The 17181-nt window shown below is 62.0% G+C and carries 14 protein-coding genes and 1 riboswitch; of the genes, 6 read left to right on the top strand and 8 right to left on the bottom strand.

What is annotated here, in order from left to right; translation table 11 throughout:
* Positions 1-162 precede the first annotated feature (162 nt).
* Together AC07TV_RS00325 and AC07TV_RS00320 are read left to right on the top strand one after the other, a co-directional pair.
* The gene (locus AC07TV_RS00325) at positions 163-2145 is read left to right on the top strand and encodes a primosomal protein N' (protein ID WP_494646402.1); all 1983 of its coding nucleotides are present in this window, start codon (positions 163-165) and stop codon (positions 2143-2145) included.
* Positions 2146-2216: 71 nt separating this feature from the next.
* Complete coding sequence (locus AC07TV_RS00320; protein ID WP_494646401.1) at positions 2217-3209, top strand: SPM autocatalytic domain-containing protein; 993 nt, start codon at positions 2217-2219, stop codon at positions 3207-3209.
* Here AC07TV_RS00320 and AC07TV_RS00315 read toward each other — a convergent pair.
* Genes AC07TV_RS00315 through AC07TV_RS00300 form a run of 4 tightly spaced genes read right to left on the bottom strand, consistent with a single transcriptional unit; the run spans position 3153 to position 6633 of the window.
* The gene (locus AC07TV_RS00315) at positions 3153-4370 is read right to left on the bottom strand and encodes an MFS transporter (protein WP_494646400.1); all 1218 of its coding nucleotides are present in this window, start codon (positions 4368-4370) and stop codon (positions 3153-3155) included. The two genes, AC07TV_RS00320 and AC07TV_RS00315, sit on opposite strands and share 57 nt — an antisense overlap.
* On the bottom strand, positions 4367-5071 hold the full coding sequence (locus AC07TV_RS00310; protein ID WP_494646399.1) for an MOSC domain-containing protein: 705 nt from the start codon (positions 5069-5071) through the stop codon (positions 4367-4369). The genes AC07TV_RS00315 and AC07TV_RS00310 overlap by 4 nt, the downstream gene beginning before the upstream one ends.
* Positions 5072-5089: 18 nt before the next feature.
* Positions 5090-5983 carry an ROK family protein gene (locus AC07TV_RS00305; RefSeq protein ID WP_494646398.1) on the bottom strand — a complete coding sequence of 298 codons (894 nt, stop codon included), beginning with the start codon at positions 5981-5983 and terminating at the stop codon, positions 5090-5092.
* Positions 5983-6633, bottom strand: a complete 651-nt coding sequence (locus tag AC07TV_RS00300) for a class I SAM-dependent methyltransferase (protein ID WP_494646397.1) — start codon at positions 6631-6633, stop codon at positions 5983-5985. Before AC07TV_RS00300 ends, AC07TV_RS00305 begins: the two co-directional genes overlap by 1 nt.
* Positions 6634-6714: 81 nt before the next feature.
* On the opposite strand from AC07TV_RS00300, the gene AC07TV_RS00295 reads away from it, so the two are divergent.
* Entirely contained in the window at positions 6715-7053 is a 339-nt protein-coding gene (locus AC07TV_RS00295; protein ID WP_494646396.1) for a DUF1840 family protein, read from the top strand.
* A gap of 8 nt (positions 7054-7061) precedes the next feature.
* Here AC07TV_RS00295 and AC07TV_RS00290 read toward each other — a convergent pair whose 3' ends face one another.
* Both AC07TV_RS00290 and AC07TV_RS00285 read right to left on the bottom strand, forming a co-directional pair.
* Entirely contained in the window at positions 7062-7436 is a 375-nt protein-coding gene (locus AC07TV_RS00290) for an Hpt domain-containing protein (protein ID WP_494646395.1), read from the bottom strand.
* 130 nt (positions 7437-7566) lie between these two features.
* The gene (locus AC07TV_RS00285) at positions 7567-8136 is read right to left on the bottom strand and encodes a hypothetical protein (RefSeq protein ID WP_494646394.1); all 570 of its coding nucleotides are present in this window, start codon (positions 8134-8136) and stop codon (positions 7567-7569) included.
* A 108-nt stretch (positions 8137-8244) separates the two neighbouring features.
* Between AC07TV_RS00285 and AC07TV_RS00280 the strand changes: the two genes are divergently transcribed.
* On the top strand, positions 8245-8961 hold the full coding sequence (locus AC07TV_RS00280) for an N-acetylmuramoyl-L-alanine amidase family protein (RefSeq protein ID WP_494646393.1): 717 nt from the start codon (positions 8245-8247) through the stop codon (positions 8959-8961).
* A gap of 5 nt (positions 8962-8966) precedes the next feature.
* On the opposite strand, the gene murB is transcribed toward AC07TV_RS00280, so the two are convergent.
* Entirely contained in the window at positions 8967-9980 is a 1014-nt protein-coding gene (murB, locus tag AC07TV_RS00275) for a UDP-N-acetylmuramate dehydrogenase (RefSeq protein WP_494646392.1), read from the bottom strand.
* Positions 9981-10116: 136 nt separating this feature from the next.
* Between murB and AC07TV_RS00270 the strand changes: the two genes are divergently transcribed.
* Complete coding sequence (locus AC07TV_RS00270) at positions 10117-11838, top strand: ABC transporter ATP-binding protein/permease (RefSeq protein WP_494646391.1); 1722 nt, start codon at positions 10117-10119, stop codon at positions 11836-11838.
* Between the two features lie 21 nt (positions 11839-11859).
* Here the strand turns inward: AC07TV_RS00270 and metH are convergent, their stop codons facing one another.
* Positions 11860-15525 carry a methionine synthase gene (gene metH, locus AC07TV_RS00265; protein ID WP_494646390.1) on the bottom strand — a complete coding sequence of 1222 codons (3666 nt, stop codon included), beginning with the start codon at positions 15523-15525 and terminating at the stop codon, positions 11860-11862.
* A gap of 67 nt (positions 15526-15592) precedes the next feature.
* A riboswitch (S-adenosyl-L-homocysteine riboswitch) is annotated at positions 15593-15677 on the bottom strand.
* Positions 15678-16123: 446 nt separating this feature from the next.
* On the opposite strand from metH, the gene sigJ reads away from it, so the two are divergent.
* A complete protein-coding gene (gene sigJ / locus AC07TV_RS00260) occupies positions 16124-17053 on the top strand; it encodes an RNA polymerase sigma factor SigJ (protein ID WP_494646389.1) in 930 nt (309 codons plus the stop codon).
* The last annotated feature ends 128 nt before the right edge of the window (positions 17054-17181 follow it).

Raw genomic sequence — 17181 nt, 5'->3', positions numbered from 1 at the left:
TCGGCAAAGTGACGTAATCCTTACCAAACCGTTACCTGGCGCCAAAGTCAAAAAGAAATCCACAAAGTTATCCACAGTTTTTGTGGACAACTCAAAAACCCCGGTTTGGGGTCGCAATAAATCCGAATTTTTGGAGAAATAACGGCTTTGGCCGGTAAATCCATGCCCGTTTTACGCGTCGCCCTCGATTTGCCGTTACATCGCCTTTTTGATTATCTGGCTGAAACGGCGTCGACCGCAGATATCGGCTACCGGGTTCGCGTCCCATTCGGGCGTGGCGAGAAACTGGGCGTTATCGTTGACGTGGTTGGCGAAAGCGACTGGCCACTGGATCAGCTGAAGCGGGCAGTCGAAATTCTGCGCGACTTGCCGCCACTGCCGGCCGATTTCTTTCGGCTCTGCGAATTCGCAAGTACTTACTATCAGGCCGCATATGGCGAGGTCGTTCTGCAGGCCTTGCCGGTCGGGCTCAAGCGTCTCGATCCACCGGATCGCCGCAGCGGACGCGCCACGCGAAAGCCGGAGGCAATTCAGCCACCAGCCCTGACCGAAGAACAAGCCACGGCTTTGGCTGCCATCGACCCGGCCGCCGGTTTTTCCGTCCATCTGTTGCATGGCGTGACCGGCAGCGGCAAAACAGAGGTCTATCTACGCCTTGTCGAGCAAGCCTTGGCCGCTGGGCGGCAAGCCTTGTTGCTGGTCCCGGAAATCAACCTGACGCCACAGCTGGAGGGCCGGGTTCGCGCACGCTTTCCTGAGGCCGGCGTCGTCTCCCTGCATAGCGAACTAGCCGAGGCAGCGCGCGAGCGCAACTGGCGGGCAGCTTTTGCCGGCGAGGCGAGCATCATTCTCGGTACCCGGCTGTCGATCTTCACGCCCATGCCCCGGCTTGGTTTGATTGTTATCGACGAAGAGCACGATCCATCATTCAAGCAGCAGGACGGCATGCGTTATTCGGCGCGCGATGTTGGCGTTTTCCGGGCGCATCAGCTGGGCATTCCCATTCTGCTTGGCTCGGCGACGCCATCGCTCGAGTCGTGGGCGAATGCGCAGGGCGGGCGCTATGGCCTGCTGACCCTGAATCAGCGAGCCAATCCGGAAGCAACGCTGCCGGCAGTGCACATCATCAATACGCGCAAAATGGTTTTGAAGGAGGGGGTCAGCGAGCCGTTGATTGCCGCCATCACGGAGCGTCTGGCGCGTGGCGAACAGAGCCTTGTCTTCCTCAACCGTCGTGGTTATGCGCCGGTGCTGGCTTGCCCGGCTTGCGGCTGGATTTCGCGGTGTACGCGCTGTGCGGCCAACATGGTCTTGCACCTCGCCGACCGCCGTCTGCGCTGCCATCACTGCGGTTGCGAGCACCGTGTTCCGAAAGCCTGCCCGACTTGCGGCAATCAGGACATTCACCCGTTTGGGCGCGGTACGCAGCGTCTTGAGGCGTGGCTGCAGGAGCAGTTTCCCGAAGCGCGCGTCCTGCGCGTCGACCGTGATTCGGTGAAGAGTCGCAAGCAGTGGGAGGCCATGCTGGAGCTCATCCATGGCGGTCAGGCCGACATTCTGGTCGGCACCCAGATGCTGGCCAAGGGCCACGATTTTCCCAAGCTGACGCTGGTCGGTGCGCTCGGCGCCGATGCCGCCCTCTACGCCGCTGACTGGCGAGCACCGGAACGCCTCTTTGCCCAGCTTATGCAGGTCGCCGGGCGGGCCGGGCGAGCTGAACTGAAGGGCGAAGTGCTGATTCAGACCGAGTATCCGGATCACCCGCTGTTTGCCGCGTTGGCCGATCACGACTTCCCCGGATTCGCCGCCCAGCAGCTCAAGGAACGCGAGCAGGCCGGCTTCCCGCCCTACGCCTTCCAGGCCGTGTTGCGCGCCGAGGCGCCGGAAATGGCCGATTCCATTGCCTTCCTGAACACGGCTGCCGCTTTGCCGATGATCAGCGAGCACGAAAACGTCATGATCTATGACCCGGTGCCGATGAAGCTGGCCCGGCTGGCCAATCTGGAGCGTGGCCAGTTGCTCGCCGAATCCTGTTCGCGCCCGGCCTTGCAGAATTTCCTGCCGCGCTGGCGGGAGGCGATCGAAGGCATCAAGGCGCCGTCGAAACTGCGCTGGCACATCGAGGTTGATCCGCTCGAGTTTTGAGTTGATTGATTTCGACGATTGCGGCACGTCCCTTGCAGTGGAGTCATTCCAAACCGTGCAAGGAGTTCATCATGAAAATTCAGGAATCGAACGTTCAACTGTCGGCCACGCATGAAGCCAGCCGCAGCCATTCGCTGGAGATAACCACGGAGCGAGAGTTTCGCGGCATTTTCAGTCATCTTGCGCTGAGCCCGGATGAGGCGCGGACTACAGAACGGCAGAATTTCCAGAAGCTTTTACAATCGCTGATCGACGCCATCATGGCGGCAATGGATGGCAAAAAAGTTGAGGAAAAGTTTGCCGCCGGCGACGCGATGCCGGCTAAGTCGGCCGAGTCGGCTGCGCCGAGACGTGGCCTGGAAATCGACTGGCAGCGTACGATCCGGGAAAGCGTCACTGAGTCAGAAAAGACGACAGTTTGCGGCAACGGTTCGGTAACGACTTGCGATGGCAAGGTGATCAAGTTCGACTACGCGCTGGCCATGGAGCGCAATTACGCCAGCGCGAAGGTCGAAGAAGAGAGCGGCACGGTCAAGCTGAGCGATCCGTTGATGCTCAGTTTCAACGGTAGGGCCTGCGAGTTGACCGAAGATTGCATCAGCTTCGATCTGAACGCCGATGGCACTGCCGAGCAGATTCCCGGCATCGGCAAGGGTAGTGGCTATCTGGTTCTCGACCGAAACGGCAATGGCAAGGCCGACGATGGCAGTGAGTTGTTCGGCGTGGCCAGCGGCAATGGTTTCGCCGATCTGGCCAAACTCGACGACGACCACAACGGCTGGATCGATGAGGCCGACGCCGCTTTCAGCCAGCTCGGCGTCTGGTCGGGCGACGGTTTCGGCTCGCTCAAGCAGCAGGGCGTCGGGGCCCTCTTCACTTCCACGGTCAACGCGGAATTTTCGCTAAAAACGAAATCCAACGAACTGCTCGGGCAGATTCGGGCGGCCGGGCTTTACCTTTCCGAGGCGGGGGAGGTCGGCCACATGCAGCAGGTCGACCTCGTTGTCTCAGACTTGCCGGCGGGGTCTGAGCATCCAGAGCAGGGCCAGAAACTGGCCGCCTAAGAGCGTGAAGAAGGCGGTGCGGAAAGCCGCATCGCCAGCCCAGCCTTGGGCCTGCAGGGCATCGACGAGTATGCCGATGCCCCATTGCAGGCCGAAGGCGCCGGCAAATACCAGTAGATTGAGCGCGGTGTTCGCCCGTCCCGAGAGCGCCGACGGGAAGGCCTGGGCGACCAGCGAATAGGAAACATTGGAGAGCGAAAAACAGGCGCCGAGGACAGGCCACAGCAGGTTGCCGGCGAAGGTGGGCAGGCAGGTAATCAGGGCGAGCAGGCCGATGGCGAGGAACATCGCAGCGCGATAGATGGTATCGAGCTTGATTCCGCGCCGCACCAGTCCGGTGGCGAAGAAGCCCATGAACAGGAAGCCGGCCAGCATGGCGCCGCTCATCCAGGTCAGGCGAGCGGCAATCGCCGCGCCTTCGAGCCCTTCCATGACCGTCATCCAGCGTGCTACCCACAGGCCCTGCACGGCCATGAAACCGCCGGTAAACCAGAAGCCCATCGGTGCATAGCGCCAGAAGTGCGGGCTGGAAAAAATGCTTTTTACCCCGGCCATCTGGGCGGCGAAGCCCGTGCCGCCTTCCTCGCCCGGCTTGTCGGGCGCGACGAACCAAAGTGTCGCGGCGACGGCCAGCGTAGCGGCGGCCAGGCCGAAAGCTATTTCCTGCCAGGTGGCAAAGCCGAGCGCCATTTCCAGCGGCTTCGAGGCGGCCAGCGCGCCGAGGCCGCCCGAGGCCATGACCCAGCCGGTCAGCGAGGCTTGCCGTTCGGGCGGGAACCACTGGGCAAAGGCCTTGAACGAAGCCATCAGGCAGGCCGAAACGCCAAGCCCGATCATGGCGCGGCCAATGGCCAGGCCGCCGAGGGCATCGGACAAGGCAAAAACGGCAGCACCAGCGGCGGCGATGAGCAGCAGGCCGGCCTCGACGCGACGCGGGCCGAAGCGGTCGAGCAGCATGCCGAGCGGCAACTGGGCGGCTCCGAAGGCAAGAAAATAGGTGCTGGTCAGCAGGCCGAGCGCGTTGTCGCCGAGATTGAGTTCGCGGGCGAGAACCGGCCCGATGACGGCATTGGCCGTTCGGTAAAGATAGGACAGGAAATAGCCGGCGGCAAAAGGCAGGAATAGCCTGATCCACAGGCGGCGAGCGTCGGTATCGTTCATTGGTTTTCAGGTTTTGCGTGGAACGTCGCCGGTGTAGGCGATATTTTTTCTGGATTTTTTCGGAGCCATTCGACACGCGAAACGATCTTTTGTTGCCAATTTTTGGCGATTCCGGGGCTGGCGGCGAGTTTTTCCAGATCGGCGAGGGTGGGGCGGTGAGCCTGCCAGCACAGCATTGCTTCAGCCAGCGTGAAGCTGCCTTCGGCCGCCTGCAGCAGCTCCAGCGTATCGCCCGGCGCCACTTGGCCGGGTTTGACAACCCGCCAGTACCAGCCGGTCAGTCGATGTTCGGCGATGAAGGCTGCCATGCCGTCGCTGGCGAAGCGTTCATCAATTTTCCAGCATGGATTGCGCGGCTGGCAAACCTGCAGCTCGGCGCTGCCCAGGCGCCAGATGTCGCCGATCCGGATGTCGTTTTCGTCGAGTTCGGCGGTCGACATGTTTTCGCCGAGGCTGCCGATGACGAGCTGCGGCGCGGCCTCCGGGAAGCGCTCGGCCAGCTTGGCATAATGGCGCGCCGGGTAGAGGTGGACGGCTTTTTCCGGGCCGCCGTGCACGCGGCGGTCAGCCTGCTCGTCGCCGATGAAGCCTTCGGGGCCGAGTTCGAGCCGGCCGACCGCCGGCTGCTTGTACATGCCAGTCGGGCGACCGGACTCAGGGAGCGGCCGAATGCCGCCGATGAAGAGGGATACGTGTGCCATGGTCGCCGGATTTTGCCATCAATCCCATAACCACGCTGCGCCGCGTACCCCCGAGGAATCCCCATGCATCGGTGGCAGAAACTTTGTGTTAAAAACGTCCGAAAAAACGTGTCGACCGCAGCATTCCGGCAAATGACGGTAAAGCCGCTGCATTTTCGACAGGCCGCCACCGATGACGATGACCTGCGGATCGAGAAGGTTGATGACGCCGGCCAGGGCGCGGCCGAGGCGATCTTCGTAGCGGCGCAGCGAAGCTTCGCAGGCGAGGTCTCCGTCGGCTGCAAGGCGGTCGATTTCGCTCGCGCTCAGTGTTTGTCCGGTGTGGCGGCAATGGTCGGCAGCCAGCGCCGGGCCGGAAAGATAGGCCTCGGTGCAGCCGGCGCGGCCGCAGTAGCAGGGCGGCAAGGGCAGGTCGTCGCCGCTCGGCAGGGGCAGCGGATTGTGGCCCCATTCGCCGGCGATGGCATTGGCGCCGGTCAGCACCTGCCGGTTGATGACGATGCCGCCACCGACGCCGGTCCCGAGAATGATGCCGAAAACGATCCCGGCATCCTGCCCGCTGCCATCGACCGCTTCGGACAGTGCAAAGCAGTTGGCGTCGTTGGCCAAGCGGATTTCACGCTGGAGCAGGGCCTGCAGGTCGCGCTTCAGTGGCTTGCCGATCAGGCAGGTGGAATTGGCGTTCTTGATCAGGCTGGTGGCCAGCGATTCGGCACCGGGGATGCCGATGCCGACCGTGCCCCGTTGTCCGAGGCTGTTTTCGACGCTTTCGACCAGCCTGGCAATGGCTTTCAGCGTCGCCATGTAGTCGCCTTGTGGTGTCGGAATACGCTGGCGCAGCAATTCTCGGCCGTCGTCGGCCAATGCGATGATCTCGGTCTTGGTCCCGCCGAGGTCGACCCCGAGGCGCATCAGACGCGAACGGCGACGCCCTTGACGTTGCCGTAGGTGGTCGTCAGCGTGCGCAGGACGCTGGCGCCGGCCTCGAGCAGCAGCATGAAGAGGTTGCGTTCGGTGTACAGGCAGACCTGCTCGTGAATCCCGTATTTTTCGGCGAGTGCCGGCGAAAGTGCGGCAAAACGTTGGTCAACGCTCGATTCACTGGCGGCATATCCTTCGCTCAATTCAGAATGCAGGCCGAGGACGGAGATATACAACTTGCCGCCGATCTTCAGCTTGAGCAGCAGTTGCCGGACAATGCGGCGGGCCTCTTCGTAGGGCATGGCGCACAGGCCGCGCCGGACGATGATGATGTCGAATGGCTCGCCCTGGGGGTCTTCGGGCAGTTCGGGCATGGCGCAGGGAGCAAACAGGATTTCGTCGCGCAGGGCGGCGGCGAGTATTCGCCCCTCGATTTCCTGTTGCAGATCGGGATGGTCGGCAACGACCACCTGGGCACCGAGGCGGGCGAACTTGATCGACATTTCGCACCGTTTGTCGGGAAGGATCAGCACCGAAACGCGGTTATCGAAACGATGACGTTTGACGCACTCCTCGAGCGCATAGCGCTCAAGCTCGTCAGCCCCTGTCTCTAGCGGATTGGCGTTAATATTTGCTGTCATGCTCATTGCCTCCCTCCGGCTCATTGTGCCCAAGGCGGGGCAGTGTGACAACCGGGAATCCATGCAGGGAAAGGAAAAACAATGTTAGTCCGCTTTTATTCCAGTGAAACGGGGGAATTGCTGATGTTCGCAGAGGCGGCCCGGCCGCTGTTGCAGGTCCTCGGCAAGGCAACGACGGCGCGAGGAACCTTTACGCTGGCCGAGATGGCGCCGGCCGCACAGACCTTGCGCGATGCGGTGAAACGTGCCGAGGCGCCGCCGCCACCGCCGGATGAGGACGAACGGGACGAGACGGGGAAAAAAAAGGAGCCGGTCGTCGCCATGAGCCAGCGTGCCTGGCCGTTGATCGACATGCTGGAGCGGACCAGCAAGGGCGGGCCGAAAGCCAACATCGTCTGGGAAGCGTCGGCCGATTTCTGAGCGGGTGCTCAGTCGGCCGATTCGATACCGAAGCCGACAGCGATTCCGTCGATAACGGTGCGCAACGCCAGCTCGAACTGGCCGAAGACCGGTTCGGATGGCAATTCCCCCTCGCGCAGGGCCTTTTCGAGTGCCATGGCGGCATTTTGCAGGTCCAGCGCGCCGATCGTTCCGGCCAGCCCCTTGGCACTGTGGGCATGGCGTTCGGCGCTGACGAAGTCGCCACTGGCCAGGGTGGCGCGAATGACCTGAGGCGCATCGATCAGGCGGGCGTGAAAGTCGCGCAGGATTTTTTCATAGAGCGCCGGCTTGTTGAGCATGCGCTTGAGGCCATCGGCCTTGTCGATGCCGGGCAGGTCGGGTAGTCCGTCCCCGGCGTTCACGGACGTGCTCTCAGGTAACGGCTGGTGGCTTCCAGAGCATTCATTTCGGGTATCCCGGCATCATCGCTATGAGGCCTTGATGTTACCGTCATTGGCGCTTGGCTTCAATGAGCGGCGCGAATGGCCTGGCTTAAAAAAGCTCGATGTCGTCGTTCTTCTCTTTCATTTCGGCCATGAACTTGTCGACGGCTTCGTGCACCGGCATGCCGTGCATGACGGCTTCGAACATGGCGATTTCGTCGCGCGTCGTGTATTTGGCCCGGATTTTTTCCTGGAGGGAAACCCATTCGCTGGGGTTGTAGAGGCGTTGCCCATCGGCCACCAGGTCGCTGAGATCGCCCAGGCTGATGCCGACGTGCGCCAGCCGCTGGACCAGCTTGTCGTAGAACTGAAAGGCGATGATGGCCTGATGGACCATGCCCGAAACGTGGTCGGAGATACCGCTCAAATTTTGCTTGGCGACGCCGACTTCGCCCTGGTCGGGGAGGGTCTGCACGGTGTCGGAAATCATCCGCATGTAGCTGGCCATGCTGGTGAAGGAATTGGTCAGCACGTCGACTGAAGCGTTGCTGTCCTTCATGGCGGTTTCGATCTGCACGGCAGAGAGTTCGAGCATCAGCACGGTCTCGCGAACCTGACTCCAGTTAAGGTCAGGTGTGTGGGCGCTGGTGCCGCGCGGATGGATGGTCTCTTTACTCATTGTTTTGCTCCCTGGCTGGCCAGAAACTATAGCGCAAAACTTGCCGGGCGTTCCATGGTCACCGTGGCTTTCCCGCACGGATTGGCGACTTGGCGCGATAATTGGCCGATGACTTTCAAGAATGTTTTCATTTTCGCCCTGTTTTTCCGGTTGACCGTGGCAATCGCCGCGCCGCCGCTGATAGCCGTCGATGTCGGGCATGGCGGCCTCGATGGCGGGGCGACGAGCGCGCGCGGGCGTCCGGAGTTCGCCTTCAACCAGGAATTCGCCGGGATTCTCGCCGGTGTCCTGCGCGAGCGTGGCCAGGCGGTGCGCGAAATCAATTTTGCCGGCGACATCGGCAGCCTGATCGCGCGGCCCGTGCAGGCGGCGGGCAGCGACTTTTTCATCTCCATCCACCATGACTCGATCGGTGAATCATGGCTGAAGCCCTGGATCTGGGAGGGCGCCGAGCAGACCTACACCGAGGTCAAGCGCGGCTACGGAATCTTTGTTTCGGCGCAGAATCCGGATCCGGAAACCAGCTTGCGCTGTGCCTCCAGCATCGGCGCCATGATGCGCCGGGCCGGTTTCGCCCCGTCGACCTGGCACGGGCGAAAGCATCTGGCGGCCGACGCCGAAAACGGGGTCTGGTATTACGACAACCTCGTCGTGCTTTACCGGACGACCCTGCCCGCCGTGCTCTTTGAGGCCGGCGTCATCAAGCATCGCGACGAGGAACTGGAGCTGGCCGATCCCGAGCGCCAGGCCCGGATGGCCGATGCGCTGGCCACCGGCATCGCCGCCTGCCTGTTTGTCAGGCCGAAGGTGGCGTCAGCCGAGTAAGGCGTTCAAAGAAAAATCGGTTCGGGGCTCAGTTCGACACCGAAGCGTGCCCTGATGTCAGCCTGCACCGCCGCCATCGTGCGCTTGACGTCGTCACCCGTCGCCCCGCCGCGATTGACCAGGACCAGCGCCTGCTTTTCATACATGCCGACCGGGCCGAGGTTCTTCCCCTTCCAGCCGGCCTGCTCGATCAGCCAGCCAGCGGCCAGCTTGACCCGGCCATCCGGCTGCGCATAGCGCGGCAGGTTCGGGAAATCGGCGGCCAGCGCCTCGGCCTGTGCCGCTTCGACGACCGGGTTGTGGAAGAAGCTGCCGGTGTTCGGAATGATCGCCGGGTTAGGCAACTTGCGCTGACGAACGGCGATGATCGCCTTGGCGACATCCTGCGGTGTTGGCGTCGCGATCTTTTGTGCCGCCAATTCCTGATTCACGTCGGCGTAACGCAGGTTGGGCGTCCACGCCTTGGGCAGCCGGAAAACGACCGAGGTGATCGCCATCCGTCCGCTCAAATGCCAGCCTTCCTGCTTGAAAATGCTGTCCCGGTAGCCGAACCGGCAGTTGCCACGGTCAACCGGAAAAAAAGCCTGTTTTTCAAAGTCCCAGGCCGTCAGCGAATGGAAGCATTCGCCGACTTCCAGCCCGTAGGCGCCGATATTCTGGATCGGCGCGGCGCCCACCGTGCCGGGAATCAGGCTCAGATTTTCCAGCCCCGGCCAACCCTGCTGCAAGGTCCATTGCACGAAATCATGCCAGTTCTCGCCAGCCCCGGCTTCGATGTAGAAAGCCTCGGCGTCCTCCTTCAGCAAGCGCTTGCCGGGAATCGCCATGTGCAGGACGAGGCCCGCAAAATCGCCGGTCAGGACCAGATTGCTGCCACCGCCGAGAATGAAGCGGCGCTGGCCGACCAATTCCGGCGCCGCCAACTGATCGGGGGCGGTGATTTTTTGATAGGCGGCCGCCTTGCCGGGCAGGGCCAGGGTGTTGAAGGGAGCCAGGTCGACGTTGTGAGCGGAATTCATAGGCGGGATTTTCGTCGATTTCGGGCCTTGTTTGGCGTTTGCCTGGCGGCTTGACCTGGGCATGATCCTGAGAGTAAAACTGGATCAACAGATGGGGACCGATTTCCGGCCCGCCTGGACAGACTGCGGCGATCAAATGATGAAGCCTCCTGACCGGCATCTCTGGCAACGATTCTGGGCCATAGCCTCGCCTTACTGGCGTCAGGACGAGAAGCTCAAGGCCTGGGGATTGCTCACCCTGCTCGTTCTGCTGCTGCTTGGTCAGACCCGCTTTGCCGTGCTGTTCAATGAGCAGACCGGGGAGTTCACCTCGGCCCTGGCGGCCCGTGATGAAGAGCGCTTCTGGGCGTCGATCAAGTTTTGCCTCGGGCTGCTGATCGCGGCCGTACCGATCTACGCCCTGTATTATTTTGTCCGCGACACGCTCGGCATCCACTGGCGGCGCTGGCTGACCCATCGTTTTCTCGACAGCTATTTCAGCCACCGGCATTTCTACGAGCTGAATGCCAACGCCGGCATCGACAATCCCGATCAGCGGGTCGCCGAAGACATCAACACCTTCACCCAGCGCTCGCTTTATTTCCTGCTCATTTTCATCGGCTCGGTGCTGCAACTGGTCGCTTTCAGCACCGTGCTCTGGTCGATTTCGCGGGAGCTGGTCTATTTTCTGGTCTTCTACGCCACGGCCGGGACGCTGATCACCATTTTTGTCTTCGGCAACCGGCTGATGAGCCTCAACTTTTACCAGCTACGCCGCGAAGCCGATTTCCGTTTCAGCCTGGTGCGCATTCGCGAGAACGCCGAATCGATTGCCCTGTATCGCGGCGAGGCGCAGGAGCTGCAACAGGTCAGGCAACGCTTCGCCGCCGCCTTCAAGAATTTCAAGCGCCTGATTCGCAGCCAGCTCGGGCTCAATTTCTTCCAGCATGCCTACGGTTTGCTGACCATCGTTCTGCCCAGCGCCATCATTGCTTCACGGGTGCTCTCGGGTGAGCTTGAAGTCGGCCGGGCGATTCAGGCAGCCGGCGCCTTTGCTGCCGTGCTCGCTGCCTTCTCGCTGATTGTTGAAAATTTCGAAACCCTGAGCCGCTTCGCAGCCGGCGTCGACCGGCTCGATGCCCTGGCCCGTTTTCTCCCGGGTCATCCGGCCGGAAATGCGTGCAATGCGAGCACCATTCTGTCAGTCGACGCCCCGCACCTGAGCCTCGAAAACGTCACCCTGCAAACGCCGAACTACGAGCGAACGCTGATCGAGAACCTCTCGCTGGATATCCGTCCCGGTGAAAACCTGATGATCGTCGGCCAGAGCGGCAGCGGCAAAAGCTCGCTGCTGCGCGCCATCGCCGGCCTCTGGTACGCCGGCAGCGGCACCATCTTCCGGCCGCAGCCCAACGACATCCTGTTTCTGCCCCAGCAGCCCTACATGCTGCTCGGCACCCTGCGCAGCCAGTTGCTCTACCCGTACAAGGGACGCTCGTTTCCCGACGCCGAGCTGCTCAAGGTGCTGGAAAAGGTGAACCTGCCCGATCTGGCCAATCGTTTTGGCGGACTGGATACCGAGATGGACTGGCAAAAAGTGCTCTCGGTTGGCGAGCAGCAGCGCCTGGCCTTTGCCCGCATCCTGCTCAGCAAACCCCGCTTCGCCATTCTCGACGAAGCGACCAGCGCTCTGGACAGCGCCAACGAGACGGCGCTTTACCAGCAACTGCTGCAGATGAAGACGACGCTGGTCAGCGTTGCCCACCGTCCGGCCATCCTCAAATACCACAAGCAGGTGCTGGAACTGGTTGGCGATACGCGGTGGCAGTTCTACGCGGCTGAGGCATACAGCTTCAAGGCAGACGACGCCGCGCAATAGGCGCCGTCCGCCGGTGCAGGATCAGAGCAGTGGGGCCAGCCAGTATTCGGCATCCTTGATCGACATATTCTTGCGCCTGGCCCAGTCCTCCAGCTGATCGCGCCCGATCTTCGGAATGGCAAAGTACGCCGCCGCCGGATGCCCGATGTAGAACCCGGACACCGCCGCTGCCGGGGTCATGGCGCAGGACTCGGTCAGTTCCATGCCGGCGTTGGCGGGGGCGTCGAGCAGGGCGAACAGTTCGCGCTTGGCGGTGTGGTCCGGGCAGGCCGGGTAGCCGGGGGCGGGGCGGATGCCTGTGTATTGCTCGTTGATCAGCTCGTTGTTGGTGAGCGATTCGTCGTTGGCGTAGCCCCAATATTGGGTGCGGATTTGCAGATGCAGCCACTCGGCGGCCGCTTCGGCCAGACGGTCGGCCAGCGACTTGAGCATGATCGCCGAGTAGTCGTCGTTGGCGGCTTCGAAAGCGGCGACGCGCTCTTCGATGCGGTGGCCGGCGGTGACGGCAAAGGCGCCGACGTAGTCGCGCTGGCCGACATAGTCAGCGAGGGCCAGATTGAAGCGGCCGGGCGGCTGCTTGTGTTGCTGGCGCAGGCCGACCCAGCGGGTCAGTTCGGTGGTTCGTGACTCGTCGGCGTAGATGATGATGTCTTCATTCTCGGCGCTGGCCGGGTAGAGGCCGAAGACGGCGCGGGCCGACAGCCAGTTTTCACTGACGATTTTGGCCAGCATGGCCTTGGCGTCGGCGAACAACTGACGGGCCGTTTCGCCGACCGTCTCATTCTCGAGGATGGCCGGATAGCGGCCGGCCAGATCCCAGCTCTGGAAGAACGGCGTCCAGTCGATGAGCAGCGCCAGATCGGCCAGACTCGGGTTGAGCGTTTGCAGCCCGAGCTGTTTCGGAATGGTCGGCGTGAACGGCTGGTTCCAGGTGAAACGGTTGGCCCGGGCTTCTTCCAGCGTGACCATGGTGGCGCCCTTGCGGCCGGCATGTTCGCTGCGCACGGCCTTGTATTCGGCGACGATCTCGGCCATGTAGCCGTCGCGCTGATCGACCGAGAGCAGCTTGGTGGCGACGCCGACGGCGCGCGAGGCGTCCGGCACGTAAACCACGGCGCCATCGGTATTCGGGGCGATCTTGATCGCCGTGTGGGCGCGGCTGGTCGTCGCGCCGCCGATCAACAGCGGCTGCTTCATGTTCAGGCGCTGCATTTCGCTGGCGACGTGGGCCATTTCTTCGAGCGAAGGCGTGATCAGGCCGGACAGGCCGATGATGTCGACGCGATGTTCGAGCGCGGCTTTCAGGATGTTGTCGCAGGAGACCATGACGCCGAGGTCGACGACATCGTAGCCATTGCAGCCAAGCACGACGCCGACAATGTTCTTGCCGATATCGTGCACGTCGCCCTTGACCGTGGCCATCAGGATCTTGCCCTTGCTGCCCAGTCCGGTGCGGGTCTTTTCCGCTTCGATGTAGGGCAGCAGATGGGCGACCGCCTGTTTCATGACGCGGGCCGATTTGACGACTTGCGGCAGGAACATCTTGCCGGCGCCGAACAGGTCGCCGACGTGGTTCATGCCGGCCATCAGCGGGCCTTCGATGACGGCGAGCGGCGGCTTGCCGGCGGCTTCGAGCTGGGCGCGCACCTCTTCGGTATCGGCCACGACGAACTCGGTGATGCCCTTGATCAAGGCGTGTTCAAGGCGCTTTTCGACCGATTGCTCGCGCCATGAAAGGTCGGGGCCGGTGTCCTTGGCCTTGCCTTCTTTCACCGTCTGGGCGAAGTCGACGAGCGCTTCACCAGCGTTCGGGTTGCGGTTGAGCACCACGTCCTCGACCTTCTGCCGCAGTTCCGGCTCCAGATCGTCGTAGATGCCGAGCATGCCGGCATTGACGATGCCCATGGTCATGCCGGCCTTGATGGCGTGGTAGAGGAAAACGGTGTGGATCGCCTCGCGCACGGCATCGTTGCCGCGGAAAGAAAACGACACGTTGGAAACGCCGCCGGAAATGTGGGCGTGCGGCAGGTTCTGCTTGATCCAGCGCACCGATTCAATGAAATCGACGGCGTAGTTGTCGTGTTCCGGAATGCCGGTGGCGATGGCGAAAATGTTCGGGTCGAAAATGATGTCTTCGGCCGGGAAACCAATGCTCAGCAGCAGGTCATAGGCGCGCTTGCAGATCTCGGTCTTGCGGGCATAGGTATCTGCCTGACCCTTCTCGTCGAAGGCCATGACGATCACCGCGGCGCCGTAGCGGCGGGCGAGGCGGGCGTGTTCGATGAACTTGGCCTCGCCTTCCTTCATCGAGATCGAATTGACGATGCCCTTGCCCTGAATGCACTTGAGGCCGGCTTCGATGACTTCCCATTTCGACGAGTCGATCATGATCGGCACGCGCGAAATGTCCGGCTCCGAGGCGATCAGCTTGAGGAAGCGGTCCATGGCGGCGATCGAGTCGAGCATCGCCTCGTCCATGTTGATGTCGATGACCTGCGCGCCGTTTTCGACCTGCTGGCGGGCGACGGCCAGCGCGTCATCGAAGCGTCCCTCCAAAATCATGCGCGCGAAAGCCTTCGAGCCGGTGACGTTGGTCCGCTCGCCGACGTTCACGTAGAGCGAATCGGCGCCGACGTTGAAGGGCTCGAGCCCGGACAGGCGCAGCTTCTTTTCGATTTTCGGCACTTTTCTCGGGTTGACCGTGGCAACCCGTTCGGCGATGGCCTTGATGTGCTCGGGCGAGGTGCCGCAGCAGCCGCCGACGATATTGACTATGCCGGCCTTGGCCCAGCTCTCGATTTCGTTGGCCAGCATGTCGGCTGTTTCGTCGTAGCCGCCAAACGCGTTGGGCAGACCGGCATTCGGGTGAGCCGAGACGTAGCAGTCGCAAATGCGGGAGAGTTCCTCGACGTACTGGCGCAACTCGCTGGCGCCGAGCGCACAGTTCAGGCCGAAGGAAACCGGCTTGACGTGTGACAGCGAATTCCAGAACGCTTCAGCCGTCTGGCCGGACAGCGTGCGGCCGGAGGCATCGGTAATCGTCCCGGAGATCATCACCGGCCAGCGCCGGCCAGCGGCATCGAAGAACTTTTCAATGGCGAACAGGGCGGCCTTGGCGTTCAGCGTGTCGAAAATGGTTTCGACGAGCAGGATGTCGGCGCCGCCGTCGGTCAGGCCGCGGATCGCTTCGAGGTAATCGGCGACCAGCGCATCGAAAGTGACGTTGCGGTAACCAGGGTCGTTGACGTCCGGCGAGATCGACGCGGTGCGGCTCGTCGGGCCGAGCACGCCGGCGACAAAACGCGGCTTGGCCGGGTTGGCGGCGGTGAATTCGTCGCACAGCCGGCGGGCCAGCGCGGCGCCTTCCATGTTCAGCTCGTAGACGATGGCTTCGAGCTTGTAGTCGGCCTGCGACACGGCGGTCGAATTGAAGGTGCAGGTCTCGAGAATGTCGGCACCGGCCTCAAGATATTCGCGGTGAATGCCGCCGATGATGTCCGGCCGGGTCAGCACCAGCAGGTCATTGTTGCCCTTGAGATCGTGCGCGTGATCGGCAAAACGTGTGCCGCGGTAATCGGCCTCCTGCAATCCGTGGCGCTGGATCATCGTGCCCATGGCGCCGTCAAGGACGAGCATCTTCTTGGCAAGCAGGGCGGAAAGTTCGGCGGTACGGTCGGGTTGCTGCATGATCACCTCGGCAAAGCAAAATTACGCCGGGCACGCCGCAAAAACGAACGGCGCCACAAACCGGCTGGGTTTGCGAGCGCCGTTGATCATTGCCGAGCCTGGCCCCGGATCCACGCAAAAGCATGAAAAGGGTCGCAGCGCTCCTCGGCAGAGGCACGTAGTTTAACGAGCCTTGTTCGTGCTGCCAAGTTAAGCAACTGATTACGCGGAAAAGCTCAGCCTGACGGCTGTGAATTATTGGCTGGTCGAAATTGCGAGGCTTTCAGGAATTGTCTGGCGCCAACGATGTGCAGCAACATACTGGCGGTTGCTGATCGCCGAGTTCTCGGCTATTCCGGTTGAATCTAACGAGCAGCTGCTATCGGTTAGCCAGCAGTCCCCATGGCCGGTTTGGTGATGAAGGTTCGACGTCAATATCAGGATGCACGGACCTCGCCTCTGATCAGACTCTCGCTGCTCGTTGTCATGATGGCGCGCAAGTCCTTCGGCGAAGCATGTGTAAAGATGGTTAGCGCTGCCGAATGTCACAAACGGCGGTGCTGTCCCGTCTACAGAAGGTGTCTAATAAAGTTTCTATACCCGGACGAGCGCCGCCATCATGAAAACTCCTGCCGAACGCGCCCAGCGCTACGATTGTGAATATGCGCGCAGTTTGCGTGCGTTGGCCTACCGCATGCTCGGCTCGCGCGCCGATGCCGAGGACATCGTGCAGGAGGCGTGGCTGCGGTGGGCTGAAGTCGATGAAAGCTCCATTCTTCATGCTGGGGCCTACCTCTCGCGCCTGGTGACCAACCTGTGCCTGGACAAGCTGGGTTCGGCCGCCACGAAACGCGAGCTCTACGTTGGTGTTTGGCTGCCTGAGCCGCTTCTTGACGATGTGGCTGGCTGGTCGCCTGGCCCGGAAGTGCAGGCCGAATACGCGCACGATGTATCCGTGGCCTTCATGCTCGCACTGGAGCGGCTTTCGCCGCTTGAGCGCGTGGCTTTTCTGTTGCATGAAGTATTCGAGGTGGATTTCGATGAGATCGGGCGGCATCTCGAGCGCAGCCCGGTTAACTGCCGCCAGTTGGCCAGCCGTGCGCGCAGCCATGTCAAAGCCGATTACGCTCGCCGCGAAGTGGGTCAGGAGGAGCGCGAGCGCCTGTTCGGCGCCTTCTGCCATGCGGTACGCAATTTCGATGTTGATGCCCTGGCTCGGGTGCTGACCGAAGACGCGGTAATGCTGGCCGACGGCGGCGGTAAGGTTAGCGCGGTGCCACGTCCGCTGAAGGGTGGCGCGCTGATCGCCAAAGTCTTTATCGGCTTTGCCAAGCTACCGACCAGCCGCGCCTGGCGCCTCGAATCTGCGTGCATCAATGGACTGCCGGGCTGTGTGATCTTCGATGACTCGACCGGTCAGTTGGTGCAGACCATCGCGCTGGCGCCTTCGACCACCGAATTGGGTCGAATTGGCGCACTCTACATCCAGCGTAACCCCGAGAAACTGCAGGGCGTGCTGGCCGCGCTGGGCTGCCGCACCTCCGGCTGAAGAGGAACGGGCAAGGACGCCGAGCACAAACGAACGATGAAGTTCTTCGGCGGAGATGTCACAAGATACGAGTCCGGATCGTCTTAAGTGTGTGATCACAAGCAATGTGTCACTCCTCCCCATCAGTC

Source organism: Azonexus sp. GW821-FHT04F04, from assembly GCF_059420025.1.
The sequence above is the reverse complement of the archived record's forward strand: the minus strand, read 5'-3'. Positions and strand labels throughout refer to the sequence as shown.